Source organism: Streptomyces sp. SudanB182_2057 (genome assembly GCF_964272715.1).
Classification (GTDB): Bacteria; Actinomycetota; Actinomycetes; order Streptomycetales; family Streptomycetaceae; genus Streptomyces; species Streptomyces rubradiris.
The window spans coordinates 6266423-6286481 of record NZ_OZ186798.1; the positions used below are offsets into that span (position 1 = coordinate 6266423).

A 20059-nucleotide genomic window follows, 5' to 3' on the forward strand; every position below is an offset into this window, starting at 1 on the left:
CTCAGCCCTCCGAGGGGGCAAGGCGCTCGAGCTCCGCCTGGGTCGACTTCAGCAGGTCGTTCCAGGACGCCTCGAACTTGTCGACGCCCTCGTCCTCCAGCACCTGCACGACGTCGTCGTACGAGATGCCGAGCCGCTCCAGCGCGTCGAGGTCGGCGCGCGCCTGCTCGTAGGTGCCGGAGATGGTGTCGCCGGTGATCTCGCCGTGGTCGTCGGTGGCCTCCAGGGTGGCCTCCGGCATGGTGTTGACCGTGTTCGGCGCGACCAGCTCGGTGACGTACAGGGTGTCCGGGTACGCCGGGTCCTTCACACCGGTCGACGCCCACAGCGGACGCTGCTTGTTGGCGCCCGCCTTCTCGAGGGCCGCCCAGCGGTCGGAGGAGAAGACCTCCTCGTACGCCTGGTAGGCGAGACGGGCGTTGGCGAGGGCGGCCTTGCCGCGCAGCGCCGCGGCCTCGTCGGTGCCGATGTCCGACAGGCGCTTGTCGATCTCCGTGTCCACACGGGAGACGAAGAAGGACGCCACGGAGTGGATCCCGGACAGGTCCAGGCCCCGCTCCTTGGCCTTCTCCAGACCGGTCAGGTACGCGTCCATGACGGCCCGGTAGCGCTCCAGCGAGAAGATCAGCGTGACGTTGACGCTGATGCCGAGGCCGATCACCTCGGCGATCGCCGGCAGACCCGCCTGGGTGGCCGGGATCTTGATCAGGGTGTTGGGGCGGTCGACGAGCCAGGCGAGCTGCTTGGCCTCGGCGACGGTCGCCTTGGTGTGGTGGGCCAGGCGCGGGTCGACCTCGATGGAGACCCGGCCGTCCTGGCCGCCGGTGGCGTCGAAGACCGGGCGCAGGATGTCGGCGGCGTCGCGGACGTCCGCCGTCGTGATCATGCGGATGGCCTCTTCGACGGTGACCTTGCGGGCGGCCAGGTCCGACAGCTGCTGGTCGTAGCCGTCGCCCTGGGAGATCGCCTTCTGGAAGATCGTCGGGTTGGTGGTGACGCCCACGACGTGCTGCTGGTCGATCAGCTCCGCGAGGTTGCCGGACGTGATCCGCTTGCGCGACAGGTCGTCCAGCCAGATCGCGACGCCTTCTTCGGAGAGGCGCTTGAGTGCGTCTGTCATGGAATTACATCTCCTACGTGTCGTATATGGGCGTCAGCGCTGGGCGTCGGCGAGGGATTCCCGCGCCTTGGCGGCCACGTTCTCCGCGGTGAAGCCGAATTCGCGGAAGAGCAGCTTGCCGTCGGCGGAAGCGCCGAAGTGCTCCAGGGAAACGATGCGGCCGGCGTCCCCCACGTACTTGTGCCAGGTCAGGCCGATGCCCGCCTCCACGGCGACGCGGGCCTTGACGGACGGCGGCAGCACGGAGTCCCGGTACCCCTGGTCCTGCTGCTCGAACCACTCCACGGACGGCATCGACACCACGCGGGTGGGCACGCCCTCGGCCTGGAGCCGCTCGCGCGCCTCGACGGCCACGTGCACCTCGGAACCGGTGGCGATCAGGATGACCTGCGCCTCGCCGCCCTCGGCCTCGAACAGGACGTAGCCGCCCTTGGCCGCGTCGTCGTTGGGCTCGTACGTCGGCACGCCCTGGCGGGTGAGCGCGAGGCCGTGCGGCTGGCCCTTGCCGAACTCCTTGGTCCAGCGCTTGAGGATCTCCCGCCAGGCGATCGCGGTCTCGTTGGCGTCGGCCGGGCGGACGATGTTCAGGCCCGGGATGGCGCGCAGCGAGGCCAGGTGCTCGACCGGCTGGTGGGTGGGGCCGTCCTCGCCGAGGCCGATGGAGTCGTGCGTCCACACGTACGTCACCGGCAGGTGCATCAGGGCCGACAGGCGCACGGCGTTGCGCATGTAGTCGGAGAAGACGAGGAACGTGCCGCCGTAGATCCGGGTGTTGCCGTGCAGGGCGATGCCGTTCATCTCGGCGCCCATGGAGTGCTCGCGGATGCCGAAGTGGATCGTGCGGCCGTACGGGTTGGCCTCGGGCAGCGGGTTGCCCGCGGGCAGGAACGAGCTGTCCTTGTCGATGGTGGTGTTGTTCGAGCCGGCCAGGTCGGCGGAGCCGCCCCACAGCTCGGGGATCACCGCGCCGAGCGCCTGGAGCACCTTGCCGGACGCGGCACGGGTGGCCACGGCCTTGCCGGGCTCGAAGACCGGGAGCTTCTCCTCCCAGCCGGTGGGCAGCTCGCCGGCCGCGATCCGGTCGAACTCGGCGGCCCGCTCCGGGTTGGCCTCGCGCCACTTCTGGAGGGACTTCTCCCACTCGGCCTTCGCCTGGGCGCCGCGCTCCAGCGCCTTGCGGGTGTGGGCGATGACCTCGTCGGCGACCTCGAACGACTGCTCCGGGTCGAAGCCGAGGACGCGCTTGGTGGCCGCGACCTCCTCGTCGCCCAGCGCCGAGCCGTGCGCGGCCTCGGTGTTCTGCGCGTTCGGGGCCGGCCAGGCGATGATCGAGCGCATCGCGATGAAGGAGGGCCGGTCGGTGACCCGCTTGGCCTCCTGGATCGCGGCGTGGATCGCCGCCGGGTCCAGGTCGCCGTTCTCCTGGGCCTCGACCCGCTGCACGTGCCAGCCGTAGGCCTCGTACCGCTTGACGGTGTCCTCGGAGACGGCCGTCTCGGTGTCGCCCTCGATCGAGATGTGGTTGTCGTCCCACAGCAGGACCAGGTTGCCCAGCTTCTGGTGGCCGGCCATCGAGGACGCCTCGGCGGCGATGCCCTCCTGGAGGCAGCCGTCACCGGCGATGCAGTAGACGAAGTGGTCGAAGGGGGACTCGCCGGCCGGCGCCTCCGGGTCGAACAGGCCGCGCTCGTAGCGGGCGGCCATCGCCATGCCCACCGCGTTGGCCACACCCTGGCCCAGCGGGCCGGTGGTGGTCTCCACGCCCTTGGTGTGCCCGTACTCCGGGTGACCCGGGGTCTTGGAACCCCACGTCCGGAAGGACTTCAGGTCGTCCAGCTCCAGGCCGAAGCCGGCCAGGTAGAGCTGGGTGTAGAGGGTCAGGGACGAGTGGCCGGCGGACAGCACGAAGCGGTCGCGTCCGACCCACTCCGGGTCGGCCGGGTCGTGCCGCATCACCTTCTGGAAGAGGGTGTAGGCGGCGGGGGCCAGGCTCATCGCCGTACCGGGATGGCCGTTGCCGACCTTCTGTACGGCGTCTGCGGCCAGGACACGGGCGGTGTCCACGGCCCGCTGGTCCAGCTCGGTCCACTCAAGGTCTGTGGTGGTCGGCTTGGTGCTCACCCTGGGTCAGGGCTCCTCTCCACATGTCGGTCGCCGGTCGTCGGGCATATGCCAGAACCGGCCGCCGAGGGGCTTGTCGCCCGCCGGTCGCTGTCGAGCCTACCCCCGTGAGGACGTGCGTTTTTTCGAGTGTTTCAAGACTGCCGGGAGTCATCGGGATCCGCCTCCCGACTGGGCGGAACGGCATTCGGCACATGAATACGGACCCGCTCATCTGACCGCTCAGGAGAGCTTTCCCGCGCACGGAGGATCACCCTTTGGATCACCCCTTTTACGACGCATCCGAGCGAGGGCGCGCACGTGTGTACGGAGGGCCCCGCCAACACGAACCCACCCCCGCGAAGGCCGGGGTATGGGCAACGTCTAAAGTGGCGTGGTACGCGCGAGCCGTCACCCGGTGTGTCCGGCGGGGAGGCTCGCTGGGATGTCTCTGTCAGGGGTGTGCGTGACGGCCGTCGAATCCCGTCCTGTGGGTCCCTCCCAGGCCCTCAAGGCCCTGGGGGAGGGTGAGCTCGGTGGTGCGAGCCAGGGCCCGGTTCACCGGCCGTTGGGGGCCCGTGTCAAGGCGTTCGTGGCGCTGACCAAGCCACGGATCATCGAGCTGCTGCTCATCACCACCGTTCCGGTGATGTTCCTGGCGCAGCAGGGTGTGCCCGACCTGAAGCTGGTCCTGCTCACCTGTCTCGGCGGCTATCTGTCGGCGGGCGGCGCCAACGCGCTCAACATGTACATCGACCGGGACATCGACGCCCTGATGGACCGCACCTCCCAGCGTCCGCTGGTGACCGGGATGGTCAGTCCGCGCGAGTGCATGGCGTTCGGCATCAGCCTGGCGGTCGTCTCGACGCTGCTGTTCGGGTTCACCGTCAACTGGCTGAGCGCCTGGCTGTCACTCGGGGCGCTCCTCTTCTACGTCGTCGTCTACACGATGATCCTCAAGCGGCGCACGTCGCAGAACATCGTGTGGGGCGGCATCGCGGGCTGCATGCCGGTGCTCATCGGCTGGTCCTCCGTGACGAACTCGCTGTCGTGGGCGCCGGTCATCCTCTTCCTCGTCATGTTCTTCTGGACGCCGCCGCACTACTGGCCGCTGTCCATGAAGGTCAAGGAGGACTACGCGCGCGTGGGCGTGCCGATGCTGCCGGTCATCGCCTCCAACAAGGTGGTCGCCAAGCAGATCGTCATCTACAGCTGGGTGATGGTCGTCGTCTCCCTGCTGCTGACCCCCCTCGGCTACACCGGCTGGTTCTACACGGCCGTCGCCCTCGCCGCGGGCGGCTGGTGGCTGTGGGAGGCGCACGCGCTGCAGAACCGGGCCAAGGCCGAGGCGACGGGTACGAAGCTGAAGGAGATGCGGCTCTTCCACTGGTCGATCACCTATGTGTCGCTGCTGTTCGTGGCGGTCGCGGTGGACCCGTTCCTGCGCTGAGCCGCACCGGGCGTACGTCACAGCGCCCTGCCCTCGCCAGTCGATCTACCGGTGAGTAGCATCCTGGGCATGGCAGACACGCAGCAGGTTGACGCGAGGGCCGAGCGCACGGTGTCCCGGCTCGCCCACCGGATCGGCGCCTTCGCCAAGGCGCACGGCGGCGCGGAGGGCCAGGTGGCGCACCTCGGCGAACGCGGCGCCCGCATCGTCCTCGTCGGCGAGGACGGCGCCTGGGGCGACCTGGTGGCCCCTACGTACGCCCTCGCCGAGCAGGCGGTGACCAAGTCCGGCATCACGGTCCACGAGTCCTTCGACGGCGAGTTCGCCGCCAAGGTGACCACGGGGCCGTACGAGTGGAAGCGGATGGCCGGCATCCAGATCGGCGGCTGACCCCCACCCCGACGCCCCGCGGCTCCGCCGCGGGGCGCGCTTCGGTAAGAGACTCTTCTGCCACCGGCGCCCAGGACCTGCCCGAGCCGCACGTCCTCGGCGCCCGTTCGCGTACGTCCGTATCCGCCCGTGTCCGGAGGGCATCCGGCCGCTCCCGCGGCGGGCGGCGCGCGCCGGGATGTAGAGACTCCGGCGGGAGGCGTGGGTGGTGCCGAGCCGGGTGCAGAGACTTCGGCGGGTGGTCCGGCCGGTTGTGGTGGGTGGCGCCCGGGCCGGATGTAGAGGCTCCGGTGGGTGGCGCGAGTGGTGCCGAGCCGGGTGCAGAGACTCCGGCGGGTGGTCCGGCCGGTCGCGGCGGGCGACGCGCGCGGGACGTGCACGCTCCGGTGGGCCGCCGAGACCGGGCGGATGACGAGCGCTTCCCCGCTCGACGGGTTCCTGGACACCCTGCGGCCAGGGAACACCGCGCCGTCTGGGCGCACGGTTCCCTGGCCGGCGGCGACTACCAGGAGGGGCGCGGCGACCTGGACCTCATCGCCGTACTGCCTGACTCAGGCCCGTGAGCCGACCGGCACCTCGGCCGGGGTCACCGGCAGGTCCCGCGGGGCCTCGGGGCGCTCGCGCAGCGCCAGCAGCACCCGCAGCACCCAGATCCACATCACCGTGGAGCCGAGCATGTGGGCGGCCACCAGGACCTCCGGGAGATGGGTGAAGTACTGGACGTAGCCGATGGCCCCCTGGCACAGCAGGATGACGAACAGCTCCCGGGTGCGCGCCAGCGGCACCTTCGGCGCGTCGACCGCCTTCAGCACGAACCACAGCGCGAACGTCAGCGTGACCACGATCCAGGCGAGCACCGCGTGCAGCTTGGAGACCGTCTCCCAGTCGATGGGGATGCGCTCGACCTCGCTGGAGTCGCCGGCGTGCGGCCCGGCCCCGGTCACCACCGTGCCGACGGCGATGAGCAGCGCGGACGCGGCCACCAGGAACCACACCAGCTGCGCCACCGCCTTGCCGACCAGCGGGCGCGGGGCCTCGTCGCCCTCCCGGGTGCGCTGCCACATGACCGTCGCGATGGCGATCAGGGCCGTGGAGAGCAGGAAGTGCGCGGCGACCGTGTACGGGTTCAGGCCGACCAGGACGACGATGCCGCCGAGCACGGCGTTGCCCATGACGACCCAGAACTGCGCCCAGCCCAGCCGGGTCAGGCCGCGCCGCCACGGCTTCTCGGAGCGTGCCGCGATGATCGCCCAGCCGACGGCGGCGCACAGCACGTACGTCAGCATGCGGTTGCCGAACTCGATGATCCCGTGGAAGCCCATGGCCCGGGTGGTGGTCAGCGAGTCGTCGGTGCACGTGGGCCAGGTCGGGCAGCCGAGGCCCGAGCCGGTCAGGCGGACGGCGCCGCCGGTGACCACGATGACCACCGACATGACGAGCGCGGTGAGGGCCGCCCGCCGGACGGTCCGGGGGTCCGGGGTCCAGCGGTCGGCGATGAAGGCGAGCGGATTGCGCAGGGCGGCTTCGGCGTCGGCGCGGTTCAGCTTAGGCACGCGCACCATCGTAGGCCGCCGCTTGTGCACGCGTTCACGAGGGTCACTCCGACGGGGGTGTTCCTGGTCACGGGAGGGGCACATGCCGGCCGGGGTCCCGCGCGCGGGGAGGGTCACTCCCAGCGGAAGAACCGTCCGGCCGCGGCCAGGCCGACGACCGCCCAGGCGGCGAGGACGCCCAGGTCGCCCCAGGGCATGCCGGCGCCGTGCTGGAGCACGTCCCGCAGGCCGTCGGAGAGGGCGGAGATGGGCAGCAGGCCCAGGATCCGCTCGCCCGTCGGGCCGAACTTCTCCAGTGGCACTATCACCCCGCCGCCCACCAGCAGCAGCAGGAAGACCAGGTTGGCGGCGGCGAGTGTCGCCTCCGCCTTCAGGGTGCCCGCCATCAGCAGGCCGAGCCCGGAGAAGGCGGCGGTGCCGACGACGAGCAGCAACACGACGGCGGCCGGGTTGCCGTGCGGGGACCAGCCCAGCGCGAAGGCGATCACGGTCAGCAGGACCACCTGGAGGACCTCCGTGACCAGCACGGACGCCGTCTTCGCGGTCATCAGGCCCCAGCGCGGCAGCGGCGAGGAGGCGAGCCGCTTGAGCACGCCGTAGCGGCGCTCGAAGCCCGTGGCGATGGCCTGCCCGGTGAACGCCGTCGACATCACGGCCAGCGCCAGCACACCGGGGGCGAGGAAGTCGACCGCCTCGCCCTCGCCGGTGTCCACGATGTCGACGGAGCCGAAGAGCACCAGCAGCAGGGTCGGGATCACGACCGTCAGCAGCAGCTGCTCGCCGTTGCGCAGCAGCATCTTCGTCTCCAGCGCCGCCTGCGCCGCGATCATGCGGGGGAGCGGGGCGGCTCCGGGCTTCGGGGTGTACGTACCCGTGGTCACGAGCGCAGCTCCTTGCCGGTCAGCTCGAGAAAGACGTCCTCCAGGGTGTGCCGCTCGACCGAGATCCGGTCGGGCATCACCCCGTGCTGGGCGCACCAGGAGGTCACGGTGGCCAGCAGCTGGGGGTCGACCTTGCCGACCACCCGGTAGCCGCCCGGGGTCAGCTCGGCGGCCGCGCAGTCGGCCGGGAGCGCCTTGAGCAGCGAGCCGACGTCAAGGCCGGGGCGGCCGGTGAAGCGCAGGGTGTTCTCGGCGCCGCCCTTGCACAGCTCCTCCGGGGAGCCCTGGGCGATGACCCGGCCGCCGTCGATGATCGCCACGTCGTCGGCGAGCTGTTCGGCCTCGTCCATGTGGTGCGTGGTGAGGATCACCGACACGCCGTCGGCGCGCAGGTCCCGCACCAGGTCCCAGGTGGCCCGGCGGGCCTGCGGGTCGAGGCCGGCGGTGGGCTCGTCCAGGAACACCAGTTCCGGGCGGCCCACGACGGCCATGGCGAGCGCGAGCCGCTGCTGCTGGCCGCCGGAGAGCCGGCGGTAGCTCGTCCGGCCGCAGGAGCCGAGGCCGAGGCGTTCGACGAGGGCGTCGACGTCGAGCGGGTGCGCGTGCAGCTTCGCCACGTGCCGGAGCATCTCCTCGGCGCGGGCGCCGGAGTACACGCCGCCGGACTGGAGCATCACGCCGATGCGGGGCCGCAGCTCGGCGGCCTGCCGGACCGGGTCGAGGCCCAGGACGCGCACCGTGCCGGAATCCGGCTTCCGGTACCCCTCGCAGGTCTCGACCGTGGTCGTCTTCCCGGCGCCGTTCGGGCCGAGCACGGCGGTCACGCCCGGCCGGGCCACCAGGTCGAGGCCGTCCACCGCGGTCTTCGTGCCGTACCGCTTGACCAGGGCCGCCACCTGGACCACAGGCTCACTTCGCATGGGGCCGAGTGTAGGGAGACCGCGCGCGGATCAGACGGGCGGGTACGGGAAGTCCCCCTCCCGTGGCCGGTGCGCCGCGAGCCACCGTCCGGCGTAGGCCACGGCGTCCGCCACCGGGAACAGCCGGGCGTCCGCGCCGCCGACCCGGCCGCGGACGACGGGCCGGTCCCGTTCGAAGTCGCGCCCGAGTTCGCCGAACCGGTCGGAGGTGACCGACACCTCGACCACGGTCTCCCAGCCGCCGCCGGGAGCGGGCCGCCCGACCTCCACGCGCGGGGCGGGGATCCGGTACTCGGCCAGGTGGAAGGCGGTGCAGGAGTCGTAGCCCGCGCCCAGCAGCAGCACCCGGGCGCCGAGTTCCTCCAGCCGGGCCAGCGGGCTGTCCTCGCCGAGCCGGCAGTCCGGGGCGTGGCCCTCGGTGATCTCCCGCGCGCGGGGGCCGAGGGCGGCGAAGGAGGTCTGCGGGTGGGCGCTGCGCAGGGCGCCGGGCCAGGTCCGCACGGTCTCGGGGATCACGCCGACTCCGCGCGAGGGGGTGATCAGCGGGTCGTACGGGGGCATGGTGGCGCGGATCCGGTCCCACCATTCCCGGGGCACCGGTGGGCTCTCCCACAGGGCCGGGTCGGACTGGTCGCCGGTCTGGGTGGGGACGACGAGGGTGCCGGCGGGGCCGAGCGCGTCGAGGAGCCCCTGGACGACCGCGACCGCGCCCCCGTTCACCCAGCCGAGGGAGCTGAGCGAGGAGTGCACGAGCAGGGTCTCGCCGCTCTCGACGCCCAGCAGGCGCAGACCTGCGGCGAGGGAGTAACGAGTGACAAGTGGGCCGGTCGGAGGGGGTGCGGGCATGGTCAGGGAGTCTTCCGGACGGGGCCTCGGGGCGCCACCGTTTCGACCGCGGAAACGATGCGGAATGATCAGCAGAAGATCGTTTCCGCAGGTCAGATTAGGTATGCCTAAGTGACGCAGGGCACCGCCTGATGATCCGGACGTCGCTTGTCAGGCTCCGCGGAATTACGCAACAATGGCGTTGTGAAAAACGTCGGCGAGGCTCGGGAGACCCCCACGGGGGCCCCTCAGGAGGAGCTAGCGACCGGTGAGCGCTCCACGCGCAACCGGGTCGCGCGCTCCATCCTGGACCACGGGCCGTCGACCGTCGCCGAACTCGCCGGCCGGCTGGGACTGACCCAGGCGGCCGTCCGGCGCCATCTGGACGCGCTCGTCGCCGACGACGTCGTGGAGCCCCGCGAACAGCGGGTGTACGGCACGCGCACGCGTGGCCGCCCCGCCAAGGTCTTCGCGCTCACCGACTGCGGCCGGGACGCCTTCGACCAGTCCTACGACAAGCTCGCGGCGGACGCGCTCCGCTGGATCGCCGAGCGGGAGGGCGGCCCCCAGGCGGTCGCCGCCTTCGCCCGCGCCCGGGTCGCCGCCCAGGCGCGTGCCTACCGCGAGGCGATCGAGGCGGTGGCCCCGGACAAGCGCGCCGAAGCACTGGCCAAGGCCCTGAGCGCGGACGGGTACGCTGCTACGGCGCGCAGCGCACCGGTCGGCGAGCAGCTCTGCCAGCACCACTGCCCGGTCGCCCATGTCGCGGAACAGTTCCCGCAGCTGTGCGAGGCGGAGACGGAGATCTTCGCGGAGCTGCTGGGCACCCACGTCCAGCGACTGGCGACCATCGCGCACGGCGACGGCGTCTGCACGACGTTCATCCCCAAGATTTCCACTGACGCACCTGCAAGCACGGCCGGGAGGAACCCCGCATGACTCTCCCCACGGAGACTGCCCACCCTGAGCTCGAGGGCCTGGGCAAGTACGAATACGGCTGGGCCGACTCGGACGTGGCCGGTGCCTCCGCCAGGCGCGGCCTGAGCGAGGAGGTCGTCCGTGACATCTCCGGCAAGAAGTCGGAGCCGGAGTGGATGACCAAGCTGCGCCTGAAGGGCCTGAAGCTCTTCGAGAAGAAGCCGATGCCGAACTGGGGCTCCGACCTCTCGGGCATCGACTTCGACAACATCAAGTACTTCGTGCGCTCCACGGAGAAGCAGGCGGAGTCCTGGGAGGACCTGCCCGAGGACATCAAGAACACCTACGACAAGCTGGGCATCCCGGAGGCCGAGAAGCAGCGCCTGGTCGCCGGTGTCGCCGCCCAGTACGAGTCCGAGGTCGTCTACCACCAGATCCGCGAGGACCTGGAGGAGCAGGGTGTCATCTTCCTGGACACCGACACGGCGCTGAAGGAGCACCCGGAGCTCTTCAAGGAGTACTTCGGCACGGTCATCCCGGCCGGTGACAACAAGTTCGCCGCGCTGAACACCGCCGTGTGGTCCGGCGGCTCCTTCATCTACGTGCCGAAGGGCGTGCACGTCGAGATCCCGCTCCAGGCCTACTTCCGCATCAACACGGAGAACATGGGCCAGTTCGAGCGGACCCTGATCATCGTCGACGAGGGTGCCTACGTGCACTACGTCGAGGGCTGCACGGCGCCGATCTACAAGTCCGACTCGCTGCACTCCGCGGTCGTCGAGATCATCGTCAAGAAGAACGCCCGCTGCCGTTACACGACCATCCAGAACTGGTCGAACAACGTCTACAACCTGGTCACCAAGCGCGCCGTCGCCTACGAGGGCGCGACCATGGAGTGGATCGACGGCAACATCGGCTCCAAGGTGACGATGAAGTACCCGGCCGTCTACCTGATGGGCGAGCACGCCAAGGGCGAGACCCTGTCCATCGCCTTCGCGGGCGAGGGCCAGCACCAGGACGCGGGCGCCAAGATGGTCCACATGGCGCCGAACACGTCGTCCAACATCGTCTCCAAGTCCGTGGCGCGCGGCGGCGGCCGTACCTCCTACCGCGGTCTGATCGAGATCGGCGAGGGCGCCGCCGGCTCCAAGTCCAGCGTGCTGTGCGACGCGCTGCTGGTCGACACCATCTCCCGGTCGGACACGTACCCGTACGTCGACGTCCGCGAGGACGACGTGTCCATGGGCCACGAGGCCACCGTCTCCAAGGTCTCCGAGGACCAGCTCTTCTACCTGATGAGCCGCGGTCTGTCCGAGGACGAGGCGATGGCGATGATCGTGCGCGGCTTCGTCGAGCCGATCGCCAAGGAACTGCCCATGGAGTACGCGCTGGAGCTCAACCGGCTGATCGAGCTGCAGATGGAGGGCGCGGTCGGCTGACCGCCGCCCTCGCCAGCAGACGTCTTACTCAGGAAAGAGAGCACTACGACAGCCATGGCTGAGGCCCAGAACATCCCGGTGGGCTCCACCACCGCCGGCTCCATCGCGGTCGCCGCGGAGTCGACCGTCGTCTCGCGCATGAGCGCGCCCCCGTCCTTCGACGTGGCGGACTTCCCGGTCCCGCACGGCCGTGAGGAGGAGTGGCGGTTCACCCCGCTGGAGCGGCTGCGCGGGCTGCACGACGGCACCGCGGTCGCCGGAGGCTCGATCAAGGCCGACCTCTCCGCCCCCGACGGCGTCACCGTGGAGACCGTCGGCCGCGACGACGCCCGGCTCGGCCGGGCCGGCAAGCCGGTGGACCGGATCGCGGCCCAGGCGTACTCCTCCTTCGAGGAGGCCACGATCGTCACCGTGCCGAAGGAGACCGTGCTGACCGAGCCGGTGCGCCTCACGCTGCACGGCGAGGGCGGCGTGACCTACGGGCACACCGTGTTCGAGCTCGGCGCCTTCGCCGAGGCGACGGTCGTCATCGACCACACCGGTGACACCATCCGCGCCGCGAACGTGGAGTACGTCCTCGGTGACGGCGCGAAGCTGACCGTGGTCACCATCGTGGACTGGGCCGACACCGCCGTGCACGTCGCCCAGCAGAACGCCCTGGTCGGCCGGGACGCGAGCTTCAAGCACGTCGTCGTCACCTTCGGCGGCGACCTGGTGCGCATCCACCCGCGCGTGGAGTACGCCGGCCCCGGCGGCGAGGCGGAGCTGTTCGGCCTGTACTTCACCGACGCCGGCCAGCACCACGAGCACCGCCTGCTGGTCACGCACAACACCCCGCACTGCAAGTCGAACGTCGTCTACAAGGGCGCGCTCCAGGGCGACGACGCGCACGCGGTCTGGATCGGCGACGTGCTCATCGAGGCCGCGGCCGAGGGCACGGACACCTACGAGATGAACCGCAACCTGGTCCTCACGGACGGCGCGCGCGTCGACTCGGTGCCGAACCTGGAGATCGAGACCGGCGAGATCGTCGGCGCCGGCCACGCCTCCGCCACCGGCCGCTTCGACGACGAGCAGCTCTTCTACCTGATGGCCCGCGGCATCCCGGAGCACGAGGCCCGCCGCCTGGTGGTCCGCGGCTTCTTCGCCGAGCTGGTCCAGCAGATCGGCGTCGCCGACATCGAGGAGCGGCTGCTCGCCAAGATCGAGACGGAGCTGGAGGCCTCGGTCGCATGACGACCTTCGTACGCGTCTGTGGACTGGGCGAGCTGTCGGAGGACACCCCGAAGCGGGTGGAGATCGACGGCACGCCGGTCTCGGTCGTACGGACCGAGGGCGAGGTGTTCGCGATCCACGACATCTGCTCGCACGCGAACGTCTCGCTGTCGGAGGGCGAGGTCGACGACTGCCACATCGAGTGCTGGCTGCACGGCTCGCGCTTCGACCTGCGGTCCGGCAAGCCCGACAGTCTTCCGGCGACGCGCCCCGTCCCCGTATACCCCGTAAAGATCGAAGGGGACGACGTTCTCGTCTCCCTCACCCAGGAGTCCTGAGGCACCCATGGCAACGCTTGAAATCCGAGACCTGCACGTCACCGTCGAGGCCGACAACGCCACGAAGGAGATCCTCAAGGGCGTCGACCTCACCGTGAAGCAGGGCGAGACGCACGCCATCATGGGCCCCAACGGCTCCGGCAAGTCGACCCTCGCCTACTCCCTCGCGGGTCACCCGAAGTACACCATCACCGGCGGCACCGTCACCCTGGACGGCGAGGACGTCCTGGAGATGTCCGTCGACGAGCGGGCCCGCGCCGGCCTGTTCCTGGCGATGCAGTACCCGGTCGAGGTCCCCGGCGTCTCCGTCTCCAACTTCCTGCGCACCTCCGCCACCGCCATCCGCGGCGAGGCCCCGAAGCTGCGCACCTGGGTGAAGGAGGTCAAGGAGGCCATGGAGCGCCTCAACATGGACCCGTCCTTCGCCGAGCGCAACGTCAACGAGGGCTTCTCCGGCGGTGAGAAGAAGCGCCACGAGATCCTCCAGCTGGAGCTGCTCCGGCCGAAGGTCGCGATCCTCGACGAGACCGACTCCGGCCTGGACGTCGACGCGCTCCGCATCGTCTCCGAGGGCGTCAACCGCGTCCGCGAGACCGGCGAGGTCGGCACCCTGCTGATCACGCACTACACGCGCATCCTGCGCTACATCAAGCCCGACCACGTCCACGTGTTCGCCGGCGGCCGCATCGTCGAGTCCGGCGGCCCCGAGCTCGCGGACAAGCTGGAGAACGAGGGCTACGAGGCATACGTGAAGGGTGGCGCATCCGCGTGACACAGCTGCCGGGCCTCCTCGACACCGAGGCGATCCGCAAGGACTTCCCCGTTCTGGACCGAGTCGTCCACGACGGCAGGAAGCTCGTGTACCTGGACAACGCGGCGACCAGTCAGAAGCCGCGCCAGGTGCTGGACGCCCTGAGCGAGTACTACGAGCGCTACAACGCCAACGTCCACCGCGGTGTGCATGTGCTCGCCGAGGAGGCCACGGCGCTGTACGAGGGCGCGCGCGACAAGGTCGCCGAGTTCGTCAACGCGCCCAGCCGCGACGAGGTGATCTTCACCAAGAACGCCTCCGAGTCGCTCAACCTCGTGGCGAACATGCTCGGCTGGGCCGACGAGCCCTACCGGGTGGACCAGGACACCGAGATCGTCATCACGGAGATGGAGCACCACTCCAACATCGTGCCGTGGCAGCTGCTGGCGCAGCGCACGGGCGCGAAGCTGAAGTGGTTCGGCCTCACCGACGACGGCCGGCTGGACCTGTCGAACATCGAAGAGATCATCACGGAGAAGACGAAGATCGTCTCCTTCGTGCTGGTGTCGAACATCCTGGGCACGGTCAACCCGGTCGAGACGATCATCCGGCGCGCCCAGGAGGTCGGCGCGCTGGTGTGCATCGACGCCTCCCAGGCCGCCCCGCACATGCCCCTGGACGTGCAGGCGCTCCAGGCCGACTTCGTGGCCTTCACCGGCCACAAGATGTGCGGCCCGACCGGCATCGGCGTGCTGTGGGGCCGCCAGGAGCTGCTGGAGGACCTGCCCCCCTTCTTGGGCGGCGGCGAGATGATCGAGACCGTCTCGATGCACTCCTCCACCTACGCCCCGGCACCGCACAAGTTCGAGGCGGGCACGCCCCCGATCGCCCAGGCGGTCGGGCTCGGCGCGGCGATCGACTACCTGAACTCGATCGGCATGGACAAGATCCTCGCCCATGAGCACGCGCTCACCGAGTACGCGGTGCGGCGCCTGGCGGAGGTCCCGGACCTCAGGATCATCGGTCCGACGACGGCCGAGGACCGGGGCGCGGCGATCTCCTTCACGCTCGGCGACATCCACCCGCACGACGTGGGCCAGGTGCTGGACGAGCAGGGCATCGCGGTCCGGGTCGGCCACCACTGCGCGCGTCCGGTCTGCCTCCGCTACGGAATTCCCGCGACCACGCGAGCGTCGTTCTATCTGTACTCCTCGCCGGCCGAGATCGACGCCCTGGTCGACGGCCTGGAGCACGTACGGAACTTCTTCGGCTGAGAGGCGTGCTGACAAGGTGAAGCTGGACTCGATGTACCAGGACGTCATCCTGGACCACTACAAGAACCCGCACGGGCGTGGTCTGAGGGACGGCGACGCCGAGGTGCACCATGTGAACCCGACGTGCGGCGACGAGATCACCCTGCGCGTGAAGTACGACGGCACGAAGATCGAGGACGTGTCGTACGAGGGCCAGGGCTGCTCGATCAGCCAGGCCAGCGCGTCGGTCCTCAACGACCTGCTGGTCGGCAAGGACCTGGACCAGGCGCAGAAGATCCAGGAGACCTTCCTGGAGCTGATGCAGTCCAAGGGCAGGATCGAGCCCGACGACGCGATGGAGGAGGTCCTGGAGGACGCGGTCGCGTTCGCCGGGGTCTCCAAGTACCCCGCGCGGGTCAAGTGCGCCCTCCTGAGCTGGATGGCGTGGAAGGACGCGACGGCCCAGGCGCTGGGTGGCGCCGACGCCGAAAGGAAGACGGCATGACCGACACCGCTGAGATGAAGCCGGCCTCGGAGGAAGAACTCCGCGAGGCCCTGATGGACGTGGTCGACCCCGAGCTGGGCATCGACGTCGTCAACCTGGGCCTGATCTACGGCATCCACGTCGACGACGCCAACATCGCGACCGTCGACATGACCCTCACCTCGGCGGCCTGCCCGCTGACGGACGTCATCGAGGACCAGGCCAAGTCCGCCACCGACGGCCTGGTCAACGAGCTGCGCATCAACTGGGTCTGGATGCCGCCGTGGGGTCCCGACAAGATCACCGACGAGGGCCGCGACCAGCTCCGCGCGCTGGGCTTCAACGTCTGACCGCACCCGCGGGTGCGAAGCGGCGGTACCCCTCGGGGGACCGCCGCTTTCGCATGCCGGTCCGCGGACCCGTTGTGTACGCTCGTACACATGGGATATCTGCTGCTCGCGGGCGCCATCGCGGCCGAGGTCACCGCCACGACGGCGATGAAGTACAGCGAGGGATTCAGCCGGCTCGGACCCTCGCTGGTGACGGCGGTGGGGTACGTCGTGTCCTTCGCGCTGCTCGCCCAGACGCTGAAGACCGTGCAGATCGGCACCGCCTACGCCATCTGGTCCGGGGTCGGCACCGCGGCCATCGCCGTCCTCGGGCTGCTGCTGTTCGGGGAGGGGCTGACGGCGGCCAAGGTCGGCGGGATCCTGCTGATCATCGGGGGCGTGGTGGTGCTGAACACGGGCGGGGCGACGCACTGATGCCCCGCCGCCACGACCCCGGGCGCCGGCAGCGGATCATCGACGCGGCGATCCGCGTGGTGGGGCGGGACGGCATCGCCGGGCTGAGCCACCGCGGCGTCGCCGCCGAGGCGGACGTGCCGCTCGGCTCCACCACGTACCACTTCGCCACCCTGGAAGAGCTGCTGGTGGCCGCGTTGCGGCAGGCCGGCGAGGGGTTCTCCGGGGTGCTCGCCGAGCTGGTCCCGGACCACGGCGGCCCGGACGGCCTCGCCGCGCAGCTGGCCCGGGCCCTGGGGGTGTGGCTGGGCGGCGAGCGCACCGGCGTGGAGCTGGAGTACGAGCTGTACCTGGCCGCGCTGCGCCGCCCCGCGCTGCGTCCCGTCGCCGCCGAGTGGACCGAGCGCGCGGCGGCCCCGCTGGCCCGGCGCACCGACCCGGAAACGGCCCGGGCCCTGCTCGCGCTGATGGACGGCCTGTGCCTCCAGGTGCTGCTGACGGGCGGTTCGTACGACGAGGACCACGCGCGCACCCTGCTGGCTCGGCTGATCCCCTGAACCCCCGCCCGGCACGTGAGACGCGGTTCGCCCTCACCACCCCGCCCACGTTAGGTTTTCCTCCATGACCGAGTCTGCAACCCGTACCACCGGCGCCGTCGCCGCCGGCCTCGCCACGATCGCCTCCGACGGCACCGTTCTCGACACCTGGTTCCCGGCCCCCGAGCTGGTCGAGGAGCCGGGCCCGGCCGGCACCGAGCGGCTGACCGCCGAACAGGCGGCTCAGCTGCTGGGCGGCGGCGCCACCGCGGCGACCGGCCCGGACGCCCGCCGGGGCGTCGAGGTGGTCGCGGTCCGCACGGTCATCGCGTCGCTGGACGACAAGCCGGTGGACGCGCACGACGTCTATCTGCGCCTGCACCTGCTCAGCCACCGGCTCGTGAAGCCGCACGGCCTGAGCCTGGAGGGCCAGTTCGGCTTCCTCGCCAACGTCGCCTGGACCTCGCTCGGCCCGGTCGCGGTGGACGACATCGAGAAGGTGCGGCTGAACGCCCGCGCCGAGGGCCTGCACCTCCAGGTGACCTCGGTCGACAAGTTCCCGCGCATGACGGACTACGTCGTCCCCAAGGGCGTGCGCATCGCCGACGCCGACCGGGTCCGCCTCGGCGCCCACCTCGCCGCCGGCACCACGGTCATGCACGAGGGCTTCGTCAACTTCAACGCCGGCACGCTCGGCACCTCCATGGTCGAGGGCCGGATCTCCGCGGGCGTCGTGGTCGGCGACGGCTCGGACATCGGCGGCGGCGCCTCCACCATGGGCACCCTGTCCGGCGGCGGCAACGTGGTCATCTCCATCGGCGAGCGCTGCCTGATCGGCGCCGAGGCGGGCATCGGCATCGCCCTCGGCGACGAGTGCGTGGTCGAGGCCGGCCTCTACATCACCGCGGGCACCCGCGTCACCATGCCCGACGGCCAGATCGTCAAGGCCCGCGAGCTGAACGGCGCCTCCAACATCCTCTTCCGCCGCAACTCGGTCACCGGCGCGGTCGAGGCCCGCCCGAACAACGCGGTCTGGGGCGGCCTGAACGACATCCTGCACAGCCACAACTGACACCCCGCCGCACCCGGCGCGGCGCCCGCCACCGTGGGGTGGCGGGCGCCGCGTCATGCGGCGGACCGGGCCGCCCGCAGCGCCTCGTAGCGGGACAGCAGGTCGTCGGTCGTGTGACGGTCTGCGGGCAGCAGAGGAGCGCGGACCGGGCCCGCCGGAAGGCCGAGCCGGGCCAGCAGGGCCTTCGCGGTGACCGTGCCGGGCAGGCCCGCGCCCATCATCGCCTCGATCAACGGCGTGGCCGCCAGCTGGAGTCGCCGCGCCCGCGCGGTGTCGCCGGCGTCGAACGCGGCCGGGATCGCGGCGATGTGCGCCGGTACGGCGTTCGCGACCGTGCTGACACAGCCCGCCGCGCCGACCGCGTACAGCGCCAGCACATGCTCGTCGCAGCCCGCGTAGTACGCCAACTCGGTCTGTGCCAGCACCTTCTGGGCGCCGAGGAAGTCGTAGGAGCAGTCCTTGACGGCCACGATCCGCGGGTGCTCCGCGAGCTGGATCAGCGTCTCGGGCTCGATCCGGGTGCCGGTGCGGCCCGGGATGTCGTACAGCATCACCGGCAGCTCGCTCGCGTCGGCGACCTGCCGGAAGTGGGCCGCCACGGCCTCCTGCGGGGGCCGGCTGTAGTACGGCGTCACCACCAGGACGCCGTCCGCGCCCGCCTTCCCCGCGGCGAGGGCCAGCTCCGCCGTGTGCCGGGTGTCCGCCGAGCCCACGCCCGCGACCAGCGCCGCCCGGTCGCCGACCGCCTCCCGCACGGCCCGGACCAGCCGGGTCTTCTCCTCGTCGGTGGTGGTGGGCGACTCGCCCGTGGTGCCGTTCAGCACCAGGCCGTCGCAGCCCTCGGCCACCAGGTGCGCGGCCAGCCGCCGGGCGCCGTCCAGATCGAGCGCCCCGTCCTCGGTGAACGGCGTGATCATCGCGCAGAGGGTACGGCCGAAGGGCGGGGGCGTGCGGGTGCTCGTCATGGGGGTAGTCTCGACGGCACCTCCGTGAAGCTCTACTTAATTCTCCTACGATATATGGGTAAGCATTGCTGAGAGGTTCCGGGTGTCCGACGAGACTGCCGGGACGGCACCCGCGCAGAGTTCGCCCGGCTGGCCGGACACAGGGCTGGGTGGGCACCGGGCGCCCCGGCTCCGCCGAGTTGGCCTCCGATGCCGGGCCGGGTGTGACCGAACTCGTCGCAGGCGCCTCCCTGTTGGAGGCCCGCCTCGACTGGTTCCAGCCCCAACTCGCCCGGCGCGGCGAGCGCGGGGCGGGCGACGGCGCACAGGGGTGAGCGCCCCCGGGCCGGGTACCCGGACGATCCGCACGGAACCGATCGCGGCGGATCCTGGCGGACGCCGCCGCGACCGGGGACGCGATCAGGGAAAGGGCACACCGATGAGGCACAGGAACCCGCGCGGCTCGGGCGCCAAGGGCCCCGACGAGCTGCTGCGGCAGATGGAACAGACCCGGAGCCGGCTCGGTGGCACCGTCGGCCGGCTGACGGGCCGCGCCGATGTCACGGGCCGGGCCCGGACGCGCGCCGCGGACCTCAGGGACAAGGCCGGCGCCATGACCGTGCAGCTGCGTTCCGGCGCCGCCCACGCGGGGCACGGCGCCCAGGGCCGGGCGGCCCGGGCGGGACAGCTGGTGCAGGACCGGGCGGCCAAGGCGGGACACCTCGTGCAGGGCCGGGCCGCCGGGGCGGGCGCCCGGATGCAGGACCGGGCGGCCAAGGCCGGGCATCTGCTCCAGGACCGGGCCGTGCGGGCCGGGCACGACGCACAGGAGCGGATGACCAGGGCCGGCCACCTGATGCAGGAGCGGGCCGGACACAGTCGGCACGTGCTGCGGGACCGGGCGGTGCACGCCGGACACACCGCGCAGCACGACCTGCGGCTGCCCAGGCCGGTGCGCAAGGCCGTGCGCACCGCGCTGCGCCACCCCCGGCCGGCGATGCTCGCGGGCGCGGCGGGCGCCGCGCTGGTCGGCGTGGCCGTGGTCTGGCGCCGCGTCGACCGCGGCGGACAGTGAGCCGCTGACACGCGAAACGGCGGGACCGGCCGGGCGCGCCGCCCGGCCGGTC

22 protein-coding genes and 1 pseudogene are annotated in these 20059 nt (G+C 71.2%); 16 read left to right on the plus strand and 7 right to left on the minus strand.

Features of this window, described 5'->3' with window-relative positions; all coding sequences use genetic code 11:
• Position 1: 1 nt before the first annotated feature.
• Together tal and tkt are read right to left on the minus strand one after the other, a co-directional pair.
• The gene (gene tal / locus ACSURM_RS27760; protein ID WP_436958522.1) at positions 2–1120 is read right to left on the minus strand and encodes a transaldolase; all 1119 of its coding nucleotides are present in this window, start codon (positions 1118–1120) and stop codon (positions 2–4) included.
• Positions 1121–1153: 33 nt separating this feature from the next.
• Positions 1154–3241, minus strand: a complete 2088-nt coding sequence (gene tkt / locus ACSURM_RS27765; RefSeq protein ID WP_436958523.1) for a transketolase — start codon at positions 3239–3241, stop codon at positions 1154–1156.
• Between the two features lie 439 nt (positions 3242–3680).
• Between tkt and ACSURM_RS27770 the strand changes: the two genes are divergently transcribed.
• The 3 genes and pseudogenes from ACSURM_RS27770 to ACSURM_RS27780 all read left to right on the plus strand — a co-directional run.
• Entirely contained in the window at positions 3681–4670 is a 990-nt protein-coding gene (locus tag ACSURM_RS27770) for a heme o synthase (RefSeq protein WP_436961197.1), read from the plus strand.
• A 69-nt stretch (positions 4671–4739) separates the two neighbouring features.
• Positions 4740–5060, plus strand: a complete 321-nt coding sequence (locus tag ACSURM_RS27775) for a hypothetical protein (protein WP_436958524.1) — start codon at positions 4740–4742, stop codon at positions 5058–5060.
• Positions 5061–5468: 408 nt separating this feature from the next.
• Positions 5469–5608: pseudogene (locus tag ACSURM_RS27780) on the plus strand (nucleotidyltransferase); the annotation flags it as partial.
• A gap of 3 nt (positions 5609–5611) precedes the next feature.
• Here ACSURM_RS27780 and ACSURM_RS27785 read toward each other — a convergent pair.
• The 4 genes from ACSURM_RS27785 to ACSURM_RS27800 all read right to left on the minus strand — a co-directional run bounded on the left by ACSURM_RS27785 (position 5612) and on the right by ACSURM_RS27800 (position 9260).
• Entirely contained in the window at positions 5612–6622 is a 1011-nt protein-coding gene (locus ACSURM_RS27785) for a COX15/CtaA family protein (RefSeq protein WP_436958525.1), read from the minus strand.
• A gap of 104 nt (positions 6623–6726) precedes the next feature.
• A complete protein-coding gene (locus tag ACSURM_RS27790) occupies positions 6727–7443 on the minus strand; it encodes an ABC transporter permease (protein WP_436961198.1) in 717 nt (238 codons plus the stop codon).
• A gap of 47 nt (positions 7444–7490) precedes the next feature.
• Positions 7491–8414: an ABC transporter ATP-binding protein gene (locus ACSURM_RS27795; RefSeq protein WP_189998173.1), complete on the minus strand. Its 924-nt coding sequence runs from the start codon at positions 8412–8414 to the stop codon at positions 7491–7493.
• A gap of 30 nt (positions 8415–8444) precedes the next feature.
• A complete protein-coding gene (locus tag ACSURM_RS27800) occupies positions 8445–9260 on the minus strand; it encodes an aminoglycoside N(3)-acetyltransferase (protein WP_436958527.1) in 816 nt (271 codons plus the stop codon).
• Positions 9261–9443: 183 nt separating this feature from the next.
• On the opposite strand from ACSURM_RS27800, the gene ACSURM_RS27805 reads away from it, so the two are divergent.
• The 11 genes from ACSURM_RS27805 to dapD all read left to right on the plus strand — a co-directional run bounded on the left by ACSURM_RS27805 (position 9444) and on the right by dapD (position 17988).
• Complete coding sequence (locus tag ACSURM_RS27805) at positions 9444–10178, plus strand: helix-turn-helix transcriptional regulator (RefSeq protein ID WP_436958528.1); 735 nt, start codon at positions 9444–9446, stop codon at positions 10176–10178.
• Positions 10175–11596, plus strand: a complete 1422-nt coding sequence (gene sufB / locus ACSURM_RS27810) for a Fe-S cluster assembly protein SufB (protein WP_436958530.1) — start codon at positions 10175–10177, stop codon at positions 11594–11596. The genes ACSURM_RS27805 and sufB overlap by 4 nt, the downstream gene beginning before the upstream one ends.
• Before the next feature lie 54 nt (positions 11597–11650).
• The gene (gene sufD / locus ACSURM_RS27815) at positions 11651–12832 is read left to right on the plus strand and encodes a Fe-S cluster assembly protein SufD (protein WP_436958531.1); all 1182 of its coding nucleotides are present in this window, start codon (positions 11651–11653) and stop codon (positions 12830–12832) included.
• Positions 12829–13149, plus strand: coding sequence for a non-heme iron oxygenase ferredoxin subunit (locus ACSURM_RS27820; protein ID WP_189998169.1), 321 nt, complete (start codon positions 12829–12831; stop codon positions 13147–13149). Before sufD ends, ACSURM_RS27820 begins: the two co-directional genes overlap by 4 nt.
• 7 nt (positions 13150–13156) lie before the next feature.
• Positions 13157–13921 carry a Fe-S cluster assembly ATPase SufC gene (gene sufC / locus ACSURM_RS27825; protein WP_289965555.1) on the plus strand — a complete coding sequence of 255 codons (765 nt, stop codon included), beginning with the start codon at positions 13157–13159 and terminating at the stop codon, positions 13919–13921.
• The gene (locus ACSURM_RS27830) at positions 13918–15174 is read left to right on the plus strand and encodes a cysteine desulfurase (protein WP_436958532.1); all 1257 of its coding nucleotides are present in this window, start codon (positions 13918–13920) and stop codon (positions 15172–15174) included. The genes sufC and ACSURM_RS27830 overlap by 4 nt, the downstream gene beginning before the upstream one ends.
• Positions 15175–15190: 16 nt before the next feature.
• On the plus strand, positions 15191–15658 hold the full coding sequence (gene sufU, locus ACSURM_RS27835) for a Fe-S cluster assembly sulfur transfer protein SufU (protein ID WP_359050141.1): 468 nt from the start codon (positions 15191–15193) through the stop codon (positions 15656–15658).
• Complete coding sequence (locus tag ACSURM_RS27840) at positions 15655–15987, plus strand: metal-sulfur cluster assembly factor (protein WP_436958533.1); 333 nt, start codon at positions 15655–15657, stop codon at positions 15985–15987. The genes sufU and ACSURM_RS27840 overlap by 4 nt, the downstream gene beginning before the upstream one ends.
• A 90-nt stretch (positions 15988–16077) precedes the next feature.
• The gene (locus ACSURM_RS27845; RefSeq protein ID WP_436958534.1) at positions 16078–16401 is read left to right on the plus strand and encodes a DMT family transporter; all 324 of its coding nucleotides are present in this window, start codon (positions 16078–16080) and stop codon (positions 16399–16401) included.
• Entirely contained in the window at positions 16401–16937 is a 537-nt protein-coding gene (locus ACSURM_RS27850; RefSeq protein ID WP_436958536.1) for a TetR/AcrR family transcriptional regulator, read from the plus strand. The genes ACSURM_RS27845 and ACSURM_RS27850 overlap by 1 nt, the downstream gene beginning before the upstream one ends.
• Before the next feature lie 64 nt (positions 16938–17001).
• Positions 17002–17988 (plus strand): 2,3,4,5-tetrahydropyridine-2,6-dicarboxylate N-succinyltransferase, encoded by a 987-nt coding sequence (dapD, locus tag ACSURM_RS27855; protein ID WP_189752301.1) that lies wholly within the window; start codon positions 17002–17004, stop codon positions 17986–17988.
• 53 nt (positions 17989–18041) lie between these two features.
• Here dapD and dapA read toward each other — a convergent pair whose 3' ends face one another.
• Positions 18042–18953, minus strand: coding sequence for a 4-hydroxy-tetrahydrodipicolinate synthase (gene dapA / locus ACSURM_RS27860; RefSeq protein WP_436958537.1), 912 nt, complete (start codon positions 18951–18953; stop codon positions 18042–18044).
• A gap of 149 nt (positions 18954–19102) precedes the next feature.
• Between dapA and ACSURM_RS27865 the strand changes: the two genes are divergently transcribed.
• Positions 19103–19267 carry a hypothetical protein gene (locus tag ACSURM_RS27865; RefSeq protein WP_436958539.1) on the plus strand — a complete coding sequence of 55 codons (165 nt, stop codon included), beginning with the start codon at positions 19103–19105 and terminating at the stop codon, positions 19265–19267.
• Positions 19268–19371: 104 nt separating this feature from the next.
• Positions 19372–20007 carry a DUF3618 domain-containing protein gene (locus ACSURM_RS27870; RefSeq protein ID WP_436958540.1) on the plus strand — a complete coding sequence of 212 codons (636 nt, stop codon included), beginning with the start codon at positions 19372–19374 and terminating at the stop codon, positions 20005–20007.
• Positions 20008–20059 lie beyond the last annotated feature (52 nt).